The following is an 18,170-nucleotide window of genomic DNA, read 5'->3' as shown; positions in this document are numbered from 1 at the left end:
TTATCGTAGTTGTGCTTTTAAGAAGCTATCATACACTAAGTATTGCATGCTATCAGTTTAGAATGGAACCTAGGATATAACATGGTAAATCGTGAGAACAATTTAATTTGGATAGATTTGGAAATGACGGGATTAGATCCGCAACAGGATCGCATTATTGAGATTGCAACCATCGTCACGGATTCCAATCTGACAATTTTATCCGAAGGGCCAGTGATCGCCATTCATCAATCGGAGCAACAGTTATCACTTATGGATGAGTGGAATATTAAAACTCATACTGAAAGTGGACTGATTGATAGAGTTAAATCTAGTCAATATGATGAAAAAAAAGCAGAGTTAGCCACAATAGCATTTTTAGAAAAGTGGGTGCCTATTGGCGTTTCACCTATTTGTGGTAATAGTGTTGCTCAAGACCGTCGTTTTTTATTCAAATATATGCCTGAGTTGGAAAAATACTTTCATTATCGTTATTTAGATGTTAGTACCTTAAAAGAGCTGGCTCGGCGTTGGAAGCCTGATATATTACCCGGTTTTACAAAAAAAAATACCCATAAGGCTTTAGAAGATATAAGGGAATCTATTGCAGAATTAGATTATTATCGCCAACACTTTATCAACCTTTAAGTCGTGTTATTATCATGCTGATTATGAGCTATTTGCTGCTTTAATCAGCATTTAGACTGAAAATAGATTTTTTATGGCAAAAGTACTTGTCTGTTTGGCAATTTTTCGTATAATTCGCAACCCATAGTGATTGGTAATATTGTTGTTATAAATATGCGGGAATAGCTCAGTTGGTAGAGCACGACCTTGCCAAGGTCGGGGTCGCGAGTTCGAGTCTCGTTTCCCGCTCCAAGTTCTCTTTTTATCATAATTAACATAAAAATCTGTGATATAATTTGTTGTTTTTTTTACTTGTTTTTCATTCTTTCAGCTTGTTAGCCACTCAGAATTTAGTGACTATTTATATCTATTTTGTTGGTGAATTTTTATTTTTCTGTTTGGATTGTATTTAATGATAAGAATAAAATTTTTTATTGCACTCTGATAAAAACCGTCTATTTTTAAATAGGAGATTAGCTACTGAAAGAAGTCACAGTCTTGCTTCATAGTCAACAATTATATAGCTAGTCGAGAAAAATTTATTTGAAAAATCGGGCACATAGGACTTGCAAATCGTATCTGCTAGGCATAGAATTCCACTCCCCCAATTTTGAAGTAGGTGTTACGGCATATACTTTATCAGTGAAGTGAACCATGTGGTGTCATTCTTGGCAGGGAAATTGTTTTAGTACTTAAAATGTATTTTAGGTGAATTGATGTTGTTATCTACATTAATCTTAGAAATTTTATGGCTAAAGTTGCTACATTTTCTCAGTTAAAATGTTTTAATAACTGATTCATTTACAATTGAATTTTGGTTATAGCACATCGTGTGTCTTTTGCTTTGTTGCACAGAGTTATCCACAGAAAAATACATTTTTTTATCGCTATCACTATTGATACTTTTCTTCATGAATTTCATTTAACCTATTGAAAACATTTTAAAAAATATTTATATTTTTTGATGATTGATTATATAATAATTTTTTTATGATCAATGCATTTTTATTTTATACACAAGTAAAATTGAAGTATCTAACTCTTGAAAATATTGATGTTAGTCAATAGATATTGTTCGCAAGACGCTATTATTATTTGGGTAAGGTTTTATTTATAATAGAAGTATTATTTTATTGATATATTTCAAGGTGTAACTAGGTAGCGCAATATAATATTTTTTAGTTAGCGGGCATTTATCTATGTTTCGATATAATATAGCGCCTCTTTAGTCATGTAAAAAAGCTTCTCTTAACCAAATAATTTTAATTGTTTAAGACAAAATTATTTCATGGTTTTATTTGATGAAGTCTGTTTTATGATTATTTGCAATATTTTAGATGATAAACGATAATTATTTGATATTAAAGAAAAATTTAATGGCTTTGTTTTTATATAAATTTGTTCAGATCAAATGATACAATATTGATAAAAGTAACTAACTAAAAAAAATTAATTAGTTAAATCATAAGCATATGATGTAAGTTTTATTGGCAAAAATAACATTAAATATCGCTATAATATTCGGTAAGTAATAGTATTTTGTGATATATTTTATGAGTTAAACTATTAAATAAAAAATTACAAAAAATGGCAATATTTTTATGAAAGAACTTATATTATTGCTTGCTAATGAAAAAGCAACAATAGCTTTAGGGCATCGTTTAGCTCATCTTTGTAAGCAACGTTTTATTCTTTATTTATATGGCGATTTGGGCGCAGGGAAAACGACTTTTAGTCGCGGTTTTTTGCAAGGATTAGGTTACCAAGGACATGTAAAAAGTCCAACTTACACGTTAGTTGAATCGTATTTATTAGTTCCTAATCCCGTTTACCATTTTGATTTATATCGTTTAACTGATCCTGAAGAGCTTGAATTTATGGGTATCCGTGATTATTTTGATTGGCAGGCCATATGTTTAGTGGAATGGCCAAAGAAAGGTGAAGGAATATTACCATCCGCTGATCTCGAACTCTATCTATCATATGACAATAATGGAAGACAAGCACGTTTTGTCGCGTTATCAACATATGGGGAAATGTTATTAGAAAAATTGTCGTAATAGGAATACTAATCATGATGACGACTTCGATGATTAATATAATAAAAAGATGGCAAATTCATGTATTTCTTTTATTAATGACAATGATATTACTTAACAACTTATTGTTGTCTAGTGCACAGGCTGCTACTTTATTCAATATTCACGTCAATGATAATTTATCCGAAGCAAAAGTCATTTTACGCTTTGCTGGAGGTAATCCAGAGTACCACTTTTTTCCACTCCATGAACCTGAGCGTTTAGTTATCGATTTTCGTCAATCTGATCCGGTAGCTGGATTACCAATGAAGTTTATAAATAATAATTTAGTTCAAGGGGTTCGTACTAGTCAGCCACCGAATAGTCAGTATCAACGTATTGTTATAGAACTGGCAAATGCAGTGACAGCAAGTGCGGTGGTTAAACAAATAAATCAGCATTATCAAATAGTTTTTACATTAAAGAATAGTCGTGCTGGCGCGTCACAGTCTCAGATATTTCAGCCAGCAAATGAAGTAACCAATAAATCGCTAGCAATTAATTCAAAAACAGAGAAAAAGTTAGTCAATTACTCTCCGACCCCCGTAATATATAAAAATTTACCTAAAGGAACCCGGCAAGTTGTCGTGGCAATTGATGCTGGGCATGGTGGTAAAGATCCAGGTGCAATTGGGCAAAATGGTCATCGAGAAAAAAATATAACAATGAGTATCGCGCGTAAATTAGAAAACTATTTAAAGACAGATCCGATGTTTAAGCCCGTGATGACTCGCAATGGCGATTATTTTATTTCTGTAGCGGGTCGTTCAGAAGTGGCGCGACAAAAAGCAGCTGATATGCTCGTTTCAATTCATGCTGATGCAGCACCTAATAATCGTGCTCGAGGTGCTTCTGTTTGGGTTCTTTCCAATCGAAGAGCGAATAGTGAATTGGGTAATTGGCTTGAACAACATGAGAAGCAATCTGAATTATTAGGTGGTGCAGGTGATGCGTTAGCTAATGGCTCAGATCCATATCTTAGCCAAGCTGTTTTAGACTTGCAATTTGGCAATTCCCAGCGTGTAGGTTATGCTGTTGCGGTAAAAGTACTGAGAGAATTAAATAAAATTGGTAATATCCATAAATATGATCCGGAACATGCTAGTCTTGGTGTACTCCGTTCTCCTGACATTCCCTCTATTCTTGTGGAAACCGGTTTTATTAGTAATATTTCTGAAGAACGTCTTTTAGTTTCCGATGATTATCAGGAACGTTTGGCGATAGCTATTCATCAAGGTTTACGCAATTATTTTACCCAGCACCCCCTACAAGCAGCGCCAAAATGATGGAATACGACAGAGGTCATTATGTCAGCAATACAAATTCTTTCTCCTCAGTTAGCTAATCAAATTGCTGCAGGTGAAGTTGTTGAACGTCCATCATCGGTTGTGAAAGAGTTAGTCGAAAATAGTCTTGATGCTGGCGCCAGTCGTATTGATATAGAAATTGAGCGTGGTGGTGCAAAGCTTATCCGTATCCATGATAATGGTAGTGGTATTGCCAAAGAAGATTTAACCTTAGCGTTAGAGCGACACGCTACCAGCAAAATAGCTACGCTAGAAGATCTCGCCGCTATTAAGAGTATGGGATTTAGAGGAGAAGCGCTAGCTAGTATTAGTTCAGTTTCTCGTTTAATACTAACTTCACGCGTCGAGACACAAACAGAAGCCTGGCAAGCTTATGCTGAAGGGCGTGAGATGAATGTTACGCTAAAACCTGCTGCTCACCCAATAGGAACAACAGTTGAAGTTCTTGATCTGTTTTATAATACTCCAGCTCGACGTAAATTTTTACGTACAGAGAAGACCGAATTTAGCCATATTGATGAGGTGGTACGTAGAATCGCTTTAGCGCGTTTCGATGTTGCAATCAACTTGCATCATAATGGTAAATTAGTTCGCCAGTATCGTGCGACAAAGAGTGAAGAGCAATATGAACGACGTCTGGCTGCAATTTGTGGCAGCACTTTTATACAAAATGCGCTGAAATTAGGTTGGCAACATGGTGATTTAGCAATTAAAGGTTGGATAACTAATCCCGATTTAGGTAAGACTGTTGAAATTCAATACTGTTATGTTAATGGCCGCATGATGCGTGATCGATTAATTAATCATGCCATTCGCCAGGCCTATGCTGATCGTCAGCCAGATGAGCAGCAAGCTGCTTATGTTCTTTATTTAACGATTGATCCTAGTCAGGTTGATGTTAATGTTCATCCAGCTAAACAGGAAGTCCGTTTTCACCAAGCAAGATTGGTGCATGATTTTATCTATCAGGGTGTGAACACGCTACTAAGCCAACAACAAAAACAATTTAATCAAGTGACTATTGATTTAAAACAAGAAAGTCATCCTGTTTTAGGATTGCAAAATAGGTTAGCTGCGGGTGAAAATTTTTTTGCCTCAGATAATCCAAAACAGGATTTAGTTGTTGAAGAGCAAAAAGCGCAAGTAATAACAGAATTAAGGGCGTGTAACCAAATTTCGCCATCTGAAACGACATCATTTTCTTGCTACAATAATGGAAAAATAACCCAAAAAACTTATAACAAAAAACAGGGTGAGCTTTATCAGCAATTGATGCAAAATGAAGCATGTGAACAAGAAAAAATCCCACTTTTTCCAGAGCGGAAACCCATAAAAACTGAAAAATTAGCAGTAAAATCGGTATTTGTTGAAAAAAATGATAAAAATTATACATTTGGTAAAATACTAACAATTTACTCTAAAAATTTCGCATTTATTGAATCATCATTTGGAATAGGTTTGTTATCATTAGCGGAAGCTGAGCGATATTTGAAACGAAGTCAATTAATTCCTACTGATAAAGGATTAAAATCTCAGCCGTTACTTATACCAATAAAACTCGCATTAACAGAAAAGGAAATTGAAACTTTTTATCGAGTAAAGGTATTATTAAGTACATTAGGTTTTGATATCAATATTTCTCATAATAAAGCAACAATTAGTGCTGTATCTTGTCCCTTGAGATCGCAAAATTTGGCTGAATTATTTCCAAAACTGTTGAAATATCTTGCTCAAAATACTTCTTGTCAGGTGAAGGAATTAGTTGTTTGGTTAGCAGATTATTTAGTGAATGAAAAACAAGTGTGGACGGTTGCACAAGGGGTACAGTTACTAGCGGATCTTGAGCGGGCTCACCCTGAATTAGTTAAAGAACCACCGAAAACATTACTACAACTAATTGATTTTGAATCGGTGATAACGGCTTTAACTCATGAGTAAAAAAATTTTTCAACCTAAACCGCAAGCGATTTTTATAATGGGGCCTACGGCGTCGGGAAAGACAGCATTGGCAATGGCATTGTGTCAAAAATTACCCGTTGAAATAATTAGTGTAGATTCTGCATTAATTTATCGAGATATGAATATAGGAACAGCGAAACCAACACTGGAAGAGCAACAAATTGCGCCACACCGATTGATTGACATTTTGGATCCGTCACAGTCTTATTCTGTGGCAGACTTTCGTCGTGATGCTTTAGCAGAAATGGAAAAAATAGTCGCTTCAGGTCGTATTCCCTTACTCGTTGGAGGGACTATGCTATATTTTAAAGCGTTACTAGATGGGTTGTCACCCTTACCTTCAGCCGATGTTACAATTCGGGCAGAAATTGAATTGCAAGCGAAGCAATCGGGTTGGGGGGCAATTCATAAACGTTTACAAGAGGTTGATCCTATATCGGCAGCTAGAATCCATCCTAATGATCCGCAACGATTGTCTCGTGCCTTGGAGGTTTTTTTAGTTTCTGGAAAGAGCCTGACAGAATTGACTGAAATTGTAGAAGCAGAATTACCATATAATGTGTTACAGTTTGCGATTTCACCGCAAGATCGTAAAATTCTTCATCAACGTATCGAGATGCGTTTTCTACAAATGTTGAATGCGGGTTTTGAGGATGAAGTTAGCGCTCTTTATGCTAGGGGGGATCTCCATCAAGATCTACCTGCTATTCGTTCTGTTGGTTATCGTCAGATGTGGTCATATTTGTCTGGTGAAATCAACTATGATGAAATGGTTTATCGTGGTATATGTGCAACACGTCAATTGGCTAAACGTCAAATTACATGGTTAAAAGGATGGAAAAACGTGCATAGACTCGATAGCGATGATATTAAGGGAGCACTTAACACAATATTGCATCTTATTAGTGCATAGGTTTGCTATTTATGTACAATTGGTGGTAAAGGCACAATTTTTTGAGTAGTTAATTTTTTCGAACCATAAAGGTTCTTAGTTAAAAACAACAAAATAAGGAAAATAGAGAATGGCTAAGGGGCAATCTTTGCAAGATCCGTTCCTAAACGCGTTACGTCGTGAAAGGGTTCCGGTTTCCATTTATTTGGTCAATGGCATCAAATTACAAGGTCAAATCGAATCATTTGATCAATTTGTTATTTTACTGAAAAACACAGTAAGCCAAATGGTATATAAGCATGCTATTTCTACTGTAGTACCTTCTCGTCCTGTATCTCACCATAGTAATCAAGGGGGTAATACAGGCCTAGGTAATTACAATACAGGCAATGTGGCAGTTCCACAGGATAGTGATGCGACTGAATAATACAGTTAATTATTTGAACAAAAAAATACAGATAAAGGGAACTTTATCTGTATTTTGCCTGTTTGATATTTTTTAAGTCTAAGGAGTTGTGCTTTTGTTTGATAGACATGAAGGTGGGGAATTAGCTGTTCTTGTGCATGTTTTTTTCGCAAATGAAAAAGATACTGAAAACCTCATTGAATTTGAATCATTAGTCATCTCTGCGGGCATTAAGCCAGTACAGATAATCACAGGTAATCGCAAATCACCCCAGGCTAAATATTTTGTTGGCGAGGGTAAAGCGGAAGAAATCGCGGCAGCCGTTAAAGTTAGTAATGCCGATGTGGTTCTTTTTGACCATACTTTAAGCCCTGCACAGGAAAGAAATCTTGAGCGATTATGTCAGTGTCGAGTTATTGATCGTACGGGTTTAATTTTAGATATATTTGCACAGCGCGCTCGAACCCATGAAGGTAAACTACAAGTTGAATTAGCTCAGTTAAGGCATATTTCTACCCGTTTGGTACGTGGTTGGACTCATCTTGAGCGACAAAAAGGCGGGATCGGCCTGCGTGGACCTGGTGAAACTCAACTTGAAACGGATCGTCGATTGATCCGAGGTAAAATTCGGCAAATCCTTTCTCGATTGGCAAAGGTTGAAAAGCAGAGAGAGCAGGGTAGACAAGCTAGAACTAAAGCGGGTATTCCCACCATATCATTGGTAGGTTACACTAATGCAGGCAAGTCTAGTCTGTTTAATCAAATGACAAAGTCTGAAGTATATGCTGCAGATCAATTATTTGCGACGTTAGATCCTACATTACGGCGTATTGATATAGATGATGTTGGAGCGATAGTATTGGCCGATACTGTCGGTTTTATTCGTCATCTTCCTCATGATCTTGTTGCGGCATTTAAAGCAACATTGCAGGAAACACGTGAAGCCAGTTTATTATTACATGTTGTCGATGCTGTGGATAACCGTATGGAAGAAAATATCCAAGCAGTTGAAAGTGTATTAGAAGAAATTGAGGCTAATGAAATTCCAGCACTGTTAGTCATGAATAAAATTGACATGTTGAATGGATTTATCCCCCGTATTGATCGAGATGAGAATAATGTCCCTATTCGGGTCTGGCTTTCAGCCCAAACCGGCGAAGGAATTCCATTATTATTACAGGCGCTAACAGAACGTCTTTCTGGTGAAATTGCACATTATGAATTGCGTTTACCGCCAGAAGCGGGTCGTTTACGCAGTCGGTTTTATCAACTTCAGGCAATCGAGTATGAAGAAATGGATATAGATGGCAGTATCATGCTTGCAGTGAAGCTGCCTATTGTTGACTGGCAAAGACTTTGTAAGCAAGAACAACCTTTGCTTGAGTACATTGTTAAGTCAACACATTGAATGTGGTCAATAAATTGAATAAATTAAGAGTAAATATTTTACTCTTAGCCCAGAAAAACCAATCATAACGAATGGAGCTATAACATGGCGTGGAATCAGCCCGGTAATAACGGACAGGACCGCGACCCGTGGGGAAGCAGCAATAGCGGCAACTCCAGTGGTAATAAAGGTAATCGGAAAAAAGGGACAACTGATCTTGATGATCTGTTCCGCAAGTTAAGTCGCAAACTTGGTGGTTTAGGTGGGAATAATAAAGATAGAAATGGTTCGAGTAATCCAAATGGCATCAATATAAACGGTCGTTTTATCGCAATTATTATGGCAGCAATTGTTATTATTTGGGCTGCAAGTGGTTTTTATACGATAAAAGAGAGTGATCGTGGCGTGGTATTTCGTTTTGGTAAATATAGCCATACTGTTGAACCAGGTTTAAATTGGAAGCCGAATTTTATTGAAAAAGTCATTCCGGTTAATGTGGAAACCATACGTGAACAAGCGACTAGTGGTATGATGTTAACTTCGGATGAAAATGTTATTCAAGTAGAAATGAATGTCCAGTATCGAGTAACAGATCCTGCTCAATATTTATTTAATGTTACTAACCCCGATAACAGTTTACGTCAGGCAATAGATAGCGCAGTACGTGGAATTATTGGTCAATCAGCAATGGAACAGGTGCTGACGACGAAACGTGCTTTTATCCGTGATGAAACACAAAAAGAGTTAGAAAATACGATAAGACCTTATAATATGGGTATAACGATATTAGATGTTAACTTCCAAGCTGCTCGTCCACCGGAAGCGGTTAAAGCGGCATTTGATGATGTTATTGCAGCACGAGAAGAAGAGCAGAAGACTATTCGTGAAGCGCAAGCTTATCGTAATGAAGTCCTACCATTAGCAAAAGGGAATGCGCAGAAATTGATTGAAGAAGCGACCGCTTATAAGTCAAGTGTGGTTTTCAAGGCTGAAGGTGAAGTAGCCAGTTTTGCCAAAATGTTGCCGGAATATAGAGCGGCTCCTCAAATTACTCGAGAACGTTTATATATTGAGACGATGGAGCGGGTACTAGGTAATACGCGTAAGGTCATTGTTAACGACAAGAGCAATAGTATGTTAGTGTTGCCGTTAGAACAAATTCTACGCAATGGAAGCAAAAATAATGCCGCAGATGTACAAAAAATAACGCCACCAAAAGTTATTCAGCAATCGGATATTTCTACTGAATCGCCTTACTCGTATAGCTATGGTACGCGGGATAATGCTCGGGGCAGTAATTCAGCTCGTGTAGGGAGACAATAATCATGCGTAAATCAGTGATTGTTATTATTGTTGCTGCATTAGTTGTGTTGTATATATCAATTTTCACAGTTCAACAGACAGAGAGAGGCATCATTCTACGCTTTGGTAAGGTTGTACGTGATGGTGACAATAAACCTATTATTTATGAGCCAGGTTTGAATCTCAAAATACCATTTATTGAAACGGTAAAAATGTTGGATGCTCGTATTCAGACATTGGATGTTCAGGCAGATCGCTATCTGACTAGAGAAAATAAAGATTTAATGGTTGATTCTTATTTAAAATGGCGAATTACTGATTTTAGTCGTTACTATGTTGCGACCGGTGGCGGTAATCCTTATCAAGCTGAAACCTTACTAAAACGTAAATTTAGTGATCGCCTGCGTTCAGAATTTGGCCGTTTAAATGTGAAAGATATTATTACCGATTCTCGCGGACGCTTAACCGTCGATGTACGTGATGCACTTAATAAAGGTTCAGATACTGAAGCGACAAAAGAGGCTGATCAGGCTATTGCCTCGGCAGCAGCCCGTTTTGATAAAGAGATAAAAGGTAATTTGCCAGTTGTGAATCCAAACAGCATGGCGGCATTAGGGATTGAAGTTGTCGATGTGCGTATCAAACGTATTGAATTGCCAAGTGAAGTTTCGGAAGCGATATATCAGCGTATGCGTGCTGAACGAGAGGCTGTAGCGCGTCAGCATCGTTCACAAGGTCAAGAAGAAGCAGTGAAGATCCGTGCTGCAGCAGATAAAACTGTGACTGAAACATTGGCAGAAGCGGAGCGCACTGCGTTGAGATTACGTGGTGAAGGCGATGCGATGGCGACTAAGCTATTTGCTGATGCATTTAATCAATATCCTGATTTCTATGCTTTTATCCGTAGTTTGCGGGCATACGAGAAGAGTTTTAGTAAAAATGGTGATGATGTGATGGTATTAAGCCCAGATACAGATTTTTTCCGTTATATGCGAGCACCAACTAAACAAAGAGCGGTACAGTGATTATTTAAAAGATAAGCAAAATGATTGCTAAATGACTCTGGATAAGCCCGCATTAGGCGGGCTTTAATCTGTTAAGATTGTGATGAAAAGAGGTATTGGTGTTATAAAAATTGCTGGCAGCTAATGTTTGAAATGGTAGAATTCTTTTTTAAGCAATCGAGTGAATTTTGAAATGGGTAAAAACGTTGTCGTATTAGGTACTCAGTGGGGTGACGAAGGTAAAGGCAAAATCGTCGATTTACTAACTGAACGCGCTAAGTATGTTGTTCGTTATCAAGGTGGCCATAATGCTGGTCATACTCTTGTGGTAAATGGTGAAAAAACTGTACTCCATCTTATCCCATCGGGTATTCTGCGTGAAAATGTCATAAGCGTCATTGGCAATGGTGTCGTGTTAGCACCTGATGCATTAATGGATGAAATGAAAAAATTGGAAGCGCGCGGCGTGCCAGTGCGTGAACGTCTCAAAATTTCAGCAGCTTGTCCATTAATCTTGCCCTACCATGTTGCTTTAGATAACGCGCGTGAAAAAGCGCGCGGCGCGAAAGCGATAGGCACGACCGGCCGGGGCATTGGACCGGCTTATGAAGATAAAGTTGCTCGCCGTGGAATACGCGTTGGTGATCTGTTTAATAAAAAAACGTTTCCAGTCAAACTTAAAGAAATTGTTGATTACCATAATTTTCAATTAGTGAATTATTATAAAGCGCCTGCAATTGATTACCAAAAAACATTAGATGATATTATGGTTATTGCCGATATTTTGACGGCGATGACCGTTGATGTTGCTGATTTGTTGTATAAAGCGCATCAAAAAGGCGAATTAGTGATGTATGAAGGGGCACAGGGAACATTGCTGGATATTGATCATGGAACCTATCCCTATGTGACTTCATCAAACACAACGGCGGGTGGTGTTGCTACTGGCTCTGGCTTAGGTCCATGCTATATTGATTATGTTTTAGGAATATTGAAAGCTTATTCTACCCGTGTTGGTGGAGGGCCTTTCCCAACCGAGTTATCCGATGAAACGGGCGAATATCTGCGTGAAAAAGGGCAGGAATTTGGTGCAACAACCGGTCGTTGCCGCCGTACTGGCTGGTTAGATATTGTTGCTATTAACCGAGCTGTTCAAATCAATTCACTTTCTGGTTTCTGTTTAACTAAATTAGATGTATTAGATGGTTTGGATGAAGTCAAACTTTGTATTGCTTATCGCAAACCAGATGGGACTGAATTGACAATAACACCATTAGCGGCAGAGGAATGGGAAGGTTTAGAGCCGATATATGAAACGTTACCAGGCTGGAGTGAAAGTACTTTTGGGGTAAAAGAACATAATCAATTACCTAAAGCAGCAATTGATTATATTAAACGGATTGAGGAATTAACTGGCATCCCGATAGATATTATTTCGACCGGGCCTGATCGGGCTGAAACAATGATATTACAAGATCCTTTTGATGCATAATTTTACCCCTAAATAATATCGCTTAATGAGTGACGCCTGAACATTCAGGCGTTATTTTTATATCGATTAATTCATGTTACCGAATTTACTGAGCAATTTTGCTCAATAGAGTGAAAATTTACATAATAGATATAACCAAATGAATTAATGTCAAAAAAGTGTCCTTCCATTTTTGTTTTATAACCAGAGGTTGATGTGCAGTTAACAAGTTTTACAGATTATGGCTTAAGAGCATTGATTTATATGGCGTCATTACCTAAGGATAAAATGACTAATATTACTGAAGTCACTAATGTTTACGGTGTCTCACGTAACCATATGGTAAAAATTATTAATCAATTAAGCCGAGTTGGACTTGTTGCTGCGGTGAGAGGGAAAAATGGGGGTATTTATTTAGGCAAGCCAGCTGATCAGATCCGGATCGGTGAGGTTGTTCGTCTGTTAGAGCCCCTGGCATTAGTCAATTGCGGTAGCGATTACTGCCATATTACCTCTGCTTGTCGATTAAAACAGATATTAAATCAAGCGATTGATCATTTTTTAAATGAATTAGATAAATATACACTGGCTGATCTAATAAAAAATAACGAGCCACTGTATAAGTTACTGTTAAAATAAACAATAGACCTAATATATTTGTAGGTATATTAATCGATATAGTTGCGGAGGTGGGTGATGGCAAAAGATCCATATAAAGACCGAGAGGCTGAGAAATATCATTCACCAATTGCAAGTCGTGAATATATCTTAGAGGTATTAGCAAAATTTACTACACCTGTGAGTCGACAGGAAATCGCCCGAATATTAAAGTTAACCAAAGAAGAAGAGTTAGAGGCCTTGCGTCGCCGTTTACGTGCTATGGAACGTGATGGACAATTGGTATTTACTCGTCGTCAATGTTATGCCTTACCTGAGCGCCTTGATTTACTCAAAGGTTCTGTTATTGGTCATCGTGATGGTTTTGGTTTTTTACGCGTAGAAGGGCAGAAAGAAGATTTTTACCTTTCTTTGGAAGAAATGAGAAAAGCGCTGCATGGTGATGTTGTGCTTGCTCAACCATTGGGCAAAGATCGGCGTGGACGTACAGAAGTTCGCATTGTTCGAGTGCTTGTTCCACGCAATAATCATATTGTAGGACGTTATTTTTTAGAATCAGGCATGGGATATGTAGTTCCTGATGATAGTCGACTATCTTTTGACATTTTGATCCCTAGAGAACAGGTTAACGGTGCCAGGATGGGAAATGTGGTTGTCGTTGAGATGATAACCCGGCCAGCACGCCATATTCAAGCAGTAGGCAATATTGTTGAAGTATTAGGCGAAAGCATGGGTACTAACATGGCGGTAGAGATTGCATTAAGAACCTATGAAATCCCTTATCATTGGCCGCCACAAGTTGAAAAACAAGTTGCTGATTTATCCGAACAGATCCCTGCGTCAGCAAAAAAAGGGCGAGTAGATTTATGTCATCTACCTTTAGTCACGATTGATGGTGAAGATGCCCGGGATTTTGATGATGCAGTTTATTGTATGCCGAAAGAAGACGGTGGTTGGTGCTTGTGGGTCGCAATTGCAGATGTTAGTTATTATGTACGACCACAAACGGCTTTGGATAGTGAAGCGGTTAGTCGGGGAAACTCAGTCTATTTTCCATCACGGGTGATCCCCATGTTGCCTGAAATTCTTTCTAATGGATTATGTTCATTAAACCCTGAAGTCGAAAGACTATGCATGGTATGTGAGATGCAGTTATCGGCGGGGGGGCAAATTACTTCATCTAAATTCTATGAAGCCGTAATGCGTTCTCATGCCAGATTGACTTATACCAAAGTCTGGAAAATTTTACAGGGTGATGAACAATTACGTCAACATTATCAAGAGCTAGTGCCACATCTAGAACAACTTCATCGATTATATCAAGCGTTAGATAGCGCGCGCGTGAAACGAGGGGCTATCTCCTTTGAATCTGAAGAAGCAAAATTTATTTTTAATGCAGAAAAACGCATTGAGCGGATAGAGCCGGTTGAACGTAATGATGCGCATAAATTAATTGAAGAATGTATGATTTTAGCCAATATCGCTGCTGCACGTTTTGTTGAGCGGAATAAAGAACCTAGCTTGTATCGTGTCCATGATAGGCCTAAACAAGAGAGTATTGTAAACTTACGAACGGTATTTAGTGAATTGGGCTTAACATTACCAGGAGGAATGAAACCACAGCCGGCTGATTATGCTAAAATCATGGACGAAGTCGCTGAACGTCCGGATCATGAATTGCTGCAAACAATGATTTTGCGTTCAATGAAACAGGCTATTTATGATCCTGAAAATAGAGGACATTTTGGCTTAGCATTGAAATCTTATGCCCATTTCACTTCACCAATTCGTCGTTATCCTGATTTAGCCCTACATCGTTCGATTAAATATCTTTTATCTACACAACATGGAAACAATCAACATCGCTCGACGCCAACCGGTGGTTGGCATGCTGATACCCATGAAATGTTGCAATTAGGTGAACATTGTTCAATGACAGAACGGCGTGCTGATGAAGCAACGAGAGATGTTGCTGATTGGTTGAAATGTGATTTTATGCAAGATCACGTTGGCAATGTGTTTACTGGCATTATTACCAGTGTCACCGGTTTTGGTTTTTTTGTCCGTTTAAAAGATCTTTTTATTGATGGTTTGGTGCATATCTCTTCACTGAATAATGATTACTATCGCTACGATAATGTAGGACAACGACTTATTGGTGAGTCTTCGGGCATGGTTTATCGCCTTGGTGATGAAGTTGAAATTAGCGTTGAAGCGGTACATATGGATGAACGCAAGATCGATTTCGCGTTGATATCAACTTTACGCAAGGCAAAAAATCCAGGTAAGACAACAAAAGAAAAAGCCAAAAAGCAATTTAAAAAAGCAATTTCAACTAATGGCCAGCTAGATCACAGCCAAGACAAAAATTTTGAATCTAATAGTGCATTTGTTAAACCTAATAAGAAAGGCAGCAAGAACGCTAAAAAAGCAGATAAGAAAGGGAAAAAGGTTTCTGATAAGAGCACAAAAATTGCTGCAAAATTGAAAGCAAAAAAGGTGCGTAAAAAAGCACAAAAAAAATCTTAGTTATTTTTATTAATGATTTTTTTTATTGGCCATGGTTGACTATCTTTAAGCGTTATTTAAGTAATTGATAAATTTATGAGTGAAATTATTTATGGTATTCATGCAGTGCGTGCACTGTTGGAACGCGATCCTTTGCGTTTAAAACAAGTTTATATACTCAAAGGGCGTGAAGATAAACGTTTATTGCCGATTATTCATCAGCTTGAAAAATTGGGGATTATCATCCAGTTAGCTAATCGTCAATGGATGGATAGGCAGACAGAAAACGCTGTTCATCAAGGTATTATTGCCGAGGTAAAGCCTGGGCGACAATATCAAGAGAGTGATTTAGATATTATTATTTCTCAGGTGCCATCACCCTTTTTGCTTATATTAGATGGTATTACCGATCCACATAACTTAGGTGCTTGTTTACGTAGTGCAGAAGCCGCCGGTATTGATGCGGTTATTGTGCCAAAGGATAAATCTGCTCAGCTTAATGCTACCGCTAAGAAAGTTGCCTGTGGCGCAGCAGAGAGTGTGCCATTAATTCGGGTTACCAATCTTGCGCGGACGTTACGTCAATTGCAGCAGCATATCTGGATTGTTGGTACCGCAGGTGAAGCCAATCATACGTTATATGAGAGTAAATTAACCGGGGCTATTGCATTGGTGATGGGCGCAGAAGGTGAAGGTATGCGTCGATTAACAAGGGAACATTGCGATGAACTGATTAGTATTCCAATGGCAGGAGTGGTTTCGTCTCTAAATGTTTCTGTTGCGACGGGTGTTTGTTTGTTTGAAGCAGTACGTCAACGGCGTAGTCAGTGAGAAAAACGCCAGATCATTGATAATCTTGGCAGATTACCGGCCTCAATTCAATATGCGACAAGTGATGATTTAATCTAATACTTGAGTTTTAACTAAAGGATAGGTATAGTTACGCGTCAATTTTTCAGCCGCAATTAAATAAGTTCCTTGCCTCCATGGGATGCGGTTGACCCTGACAGGAGGCTGATTAATCCGTAAGGAGCAAAACTCATGCGTCATTACGAAATCGTTTTTATGGTTCACCCGGACCAGAGCGAGCAAGTTGCAGGTATGATTGAGCGTTATAGTGGTTCTATTACCGAAGCGCAAGGTCAAATCCATCGCTTGGAAGACTGGGGTCGTCGTCAATTGGCTTATCCAATCAATAAATTGCACAAAGCACACTATGTTCTGATGAATGTTGAAGCGCCGCAAGAAGTGATTGATGAGTTAGAAACAAACTTCCGCTTCAATGATGCCGTTGTCCGCAGCATGATTATGCGTGTTAAGCATGCGGTTACTGAAGCTTCTCCAATGGTTAAAGCCAAAGACGATCGTCGCAGTCGTGATTTGGTTGATGAAGACCTGGAAGGAATTGAGGGAGCTGAGGATTCTGAAGAGTAATTTTGGTTGTGAATACTAATCGATTGGTGTTGTCAGGCAAAATCTGTAATGCACCGATAAGAAAAGTCAGTCCAGCTGGAGTTCCTCACTGTCAGTTTGTGCTCGAACATCGTTCACAGCAGCAGGAGGCCGGTTTTGATCGGCAAGTATGGTGTAGAATAACCATTATCGCCAGCGGACAAAAATTACAACAGTTTACTCACAGTATAACGGTCGGTAGTCGGATCACTGTTATAGGTTTCATTAGCAGCCATCAGGGCGCTAATGGCTTGAATAAACTAGTGCTTCATGCCGAGCAGATTGAATTGATAGATTCTGGAGACTAGCCAAATGGCACGTTATTTCCGTCGTCGTAAGTTCTGCCGTTTCACAGCGGAAGGCGTTCAAGAGATTGATTATAAAGATATCGCAACGCTAAAAAACTATATCACTGAAAGTGGTAAAATTGTACCAAGTCGTATTACTGGTACTCGTGCAAAATACCAGCGTCAGCTCGCTCGTGCGATCAAGCGCGCGCGTTACCTGTCTCTGTTGCCATATACTGATCGTCATCAGTAATTGGTATAGTCCATTAACGACTTAAAGAGGATAAGGTAATGGAAATTATTCTACTGGATAAAGTAGCAAACCTGGGTAGCCTGGGTGATCAAGTTGATGTTAAAGCGGGTTATGCGCGTAACTTTTTAGTTCCACAGGGAAAAGCTGTTCCTGCAACTAAAAAGAATGTTGAATTTTTTGAAGCACGCCGTGCCGAATTAGAAGCTAAATTAGCCGACGTTCTGGCTGTCGCGAAAGGGCGCGCTGAGAAAATTAATTCATTAGCAACAGTAACCATCGCTTCTAAAGCTGGTGATGAAGGTAAACTGTTTGGTTCGATCGGGACTCGTGATATTGCTCAGGCAGTCACAGCTGCCGGTGTCGAGGTTGCGAAAAGCGAAGTTCGCTTACCAAATGGTGTATTGCGTACTGTTGGTGAACACGAAGTTCATTTCCAAGTGCATAGTGATGTATTTGCAAAACTGAATGTGAATATTATTGCTGAATAATTGCTTTTTGAATTATTAGGCACAAATAAAAACACCAGCCAATGCTGGTGTTTTTATTTCTATTTTTGCGGGCTAAATCATCGTCGCTATCAATCAATTGTATAAAGTTAACAACTTTACTTTAGTATATCTACTACAGTTAAGGGAATTTC

At 38.4% G+C, this 18,170-nt stretch carries 17 protein-coding genes and 1 tRNA gene; all 18 read left to right on the top strand.

Annotation, left to right across the window (positions count from 1 at the left end; genetic code table 11):
* Positions 1 to 81: 81 nt before the first annotated feature.
* Positions 82 to 627: an oligoribonuclease gene (gene orn / locus ArsFIN_RS01940; protein ID WP_026821868.1), complete on the top strand. Its 546-nt coding sequence runs from the start codon at positions 82 to 84 to the stop codon at positions 625 to 627.
* 155 nt (positions 628 to 782) lie between these two features.
* Positions 783 to 858: transfer RNA gene (locus tag ArsFIN_RS01935), tRNA-Gly, on the top strand.
* A gap of 1,349 nt (positions 859 to 2,207) precedes the next feature.
* Complete coding sequence (gene tsaE, locus ArsFIN_RS01930; RefSeq protein WP_026821867.1) at positions 2,208 to 2,666, top strand: tRNA (adenosine(37)-N6)-threonylcarbamoyltransferase complex ATPase subunit type 1 TsaE; 459 nt, start codon at positions 2,208 to 2,210, stop codon at positions 2,664 to 2,666.
* A gap of 14 nt (positions 2,667 to 2,680) precedes the next feature.
* Positions 2,681 to 3,970 carry an N-acetylmuramoyl-L-alanine amidase gene (locus ArsFIN_RS01925; protein ID WP_026821866.1) on the top strand — a complete coding sequence of 430 codons (1,290 nt, stop codon included), beginning with the start codon at positions 2,681 to 2,683 and terminating at the stop codon, positions 3,968 to 3,970.
* A gap of 21 nt (positions 3,971 to 3,991) precedes the next feature.
* Positions 3,992 to 5,929 carry a DNA mismatch repair endonuclease MutL gene (gene mutL / locus ArsFIN_RS01920; RefSeq protein WP_034249235.1) on the top strand — a complete coding sequence of 646 codons (1,938 nt, stop codon included), beginning with the start codon at positions 3,992 to 3,994 and terminating at the stop codon, positions 5,927 to 5,929.
* The gene (gene miaA, locus ArsFIN_RS01915) at positions 5,922 to 6,863 is read left to right on the top strand and encodes a tRNA (adenosine(37)-N6)-dimethylallyltransferase MiaA (RefSeq protein WP_026821864.1); all 942 of its coding nucleotides are present in this window, start codon (positions 5,922 to 5,924) and stop codon (positions 6,861 to 6,863) included. Before mutL ends, miaA begins: the two co-directional genes overlap by 8 nt.
* A 109-nt stretch (positions 6,864 to 6,972) precedes the next feature.
* Positions 6,973 to 7,269, top strand: a complete 297-nt coding sequence (gene hfq / locus ArsFIN_RS01910) for an RNA chaperone Hfq (RefSeq protein WP_026821863.1) — start codon at positions 6,973 to 6,975, stop codon at positions 7,267 to 7,269.
* A 94-nt stretch (positions 7,270 to 7,363) separates the two neighbouring features.
* Positions 7,364 to 8,656: a ribosome rescue GTPase HflX gene (hflX, locus tag ArsFIN_RS01905; protein ID WP_026821862.1), complete on the top strand. Its 1,293-nt coding sequence runs from the start codon at positions 7,364 to 7,366 to the stop codon at positions 8,654 to 8,656.
* An 84-nt stretch (positions 8,657 to 8,740) separates the two neighbouring features.
* Complete coding sequence (hflK, locus tag ArsFIN_RS01900; protein WP_026821861.1) at positions 8,741 to 9,958, top strand: FtsH protease activity modulator HflK; 1,218 nt, start codon at positions 8,741 to 8,743, stop codon at positions 9,956 to 9,958.
* A 2-nt stretch (positions 9,959 to 9,960) separates the two neighbouring features.
* Positions 9,961 to 10,962, top strand: coding sequence for a protease modulator HflC (gene hflC / locus ArsFIN_RS01895; RefSeq protein WP_026821860.1), 1,002 nt, complete (start codon positions 9,961 to 9,963; stop codon positions 10,960 to 10,962).
* 172 nt (positions 10,963 to 11,134) lie between these two features.
* Entirely contained in the window at positions 11,135 to 12,433 is a 1,299-nt protein-coding gene (locus ArsFIN_RS01890) for an adenylosuccinate synthase (RefSeq protein WP_026821859.1), read from the top strand.
* A gap of 195 nt (positions 12,434 to 12,628) precedes the next feature.
* Complete coding sequence (nsrR, locus tag ArsFIN_RS01885; RefSeq protein ID WP_026821858.1) at positions 12,629 to 13,051, top strand: nitric oxide-sensing transcriptional repressor NsrR; 423 nt, start codon at positions 12,629 to 12,631, stop codon at positions 13,049 to 13,051.
* 57 nt (positions 13,052 to 13,108) lie between these two features.
* Complete coding sequence (gene rnr, locus ArsFIN_RS01880) at positions 13,109 to 15,559, top strand: ribonuclease R (RefSeq protein ID WP_026821857.1); 2,451 nt, start codon at positions 13,109 to 13,111, stop codon at positions 15,557 to 15,559.
* A gap of 75 nt (positions 15,560 to 15,634) precedes the next feature.
* Entirely contained in the window at positions 15,635 to 16,369 is a 735-nt protein-coding gene (rlmB, locus tag ArsFIN_RS01875) for a 23S rRNA (guanosine(2251)-2'-O)-methyltransferase RlmB (protein ID WP_026821856.1), read from the top strand.
* A 210-nt stretch (positions 16,370 to 16,579) separates the two neighbouring features.
* Entirely contained in the window at positions 16,580 to 16,972 is a 393-nt protein-coding gene (rpsF, locus tag ArsFIN_RS01870) for a 30S ribosomal protein S6 (protein ID WP_026821855.1), read from the top strand.
* Between the two features lie 8 nt (positions 16,973 to 16,980).
* The gene (gene priB, locus ArsFIN_RS01865) at positions 16,981 to 17,298 is read left to right on the top strand and encodes a primosomal replication protein N (protein ID WP_026821854.1); all 318 of its coding nucleotides are present in this window, start codon (positions 16,981 to 16,983) and stop codon (positions 17,296 to 17,298) included.
* Positions 17,299 to 17,302: 4 nt separating this feature from the next.
* Complete coding sequence (gene rpsR, locus ArsFIN_RS01860) at positions 17,303 to 17,530, top strand: 30S ribosomal protein S18 (RefSeq protein WP_000135199.1); 228 nt, start codon at positions 17,303 to 17,305, stop codon at positions 17,528 to 17,530.
* Positions 17,531 to 17,568: 38 nt separating this feature from the next.
* Positions 17,569 to 18,018: a 50S ribosomal protein L9 gene (gene rplI, locus ArsFIN_RS01855; RefSeq protein WP_026821853.1), complete on the top strand. Its 450-nt coding sequence runs from the start codon at positions 17,569 to 17,571 to the stop codon at positions 18,016 to 18,018.
* The last annotated feature ends 152 nt before the right edge of the window (positions 18,019 to 18,170 follow it).

It is taken from the genome of Arsenophonus nasoniae (assembly GCF_004768525.1).
Taxonomy (GTDB): domain Bacteria; phylum Pseudomonadota; class Gammaproteobacteria; order Enterobacterales; family Enterobacteriaceae; genus Arsenophonus; species Arsenophonus nasoniae.
Note: the sequence above shows the minus strand (reverse complement) of the source record. Positions and strands in the feature narration are given on the sequence as shown.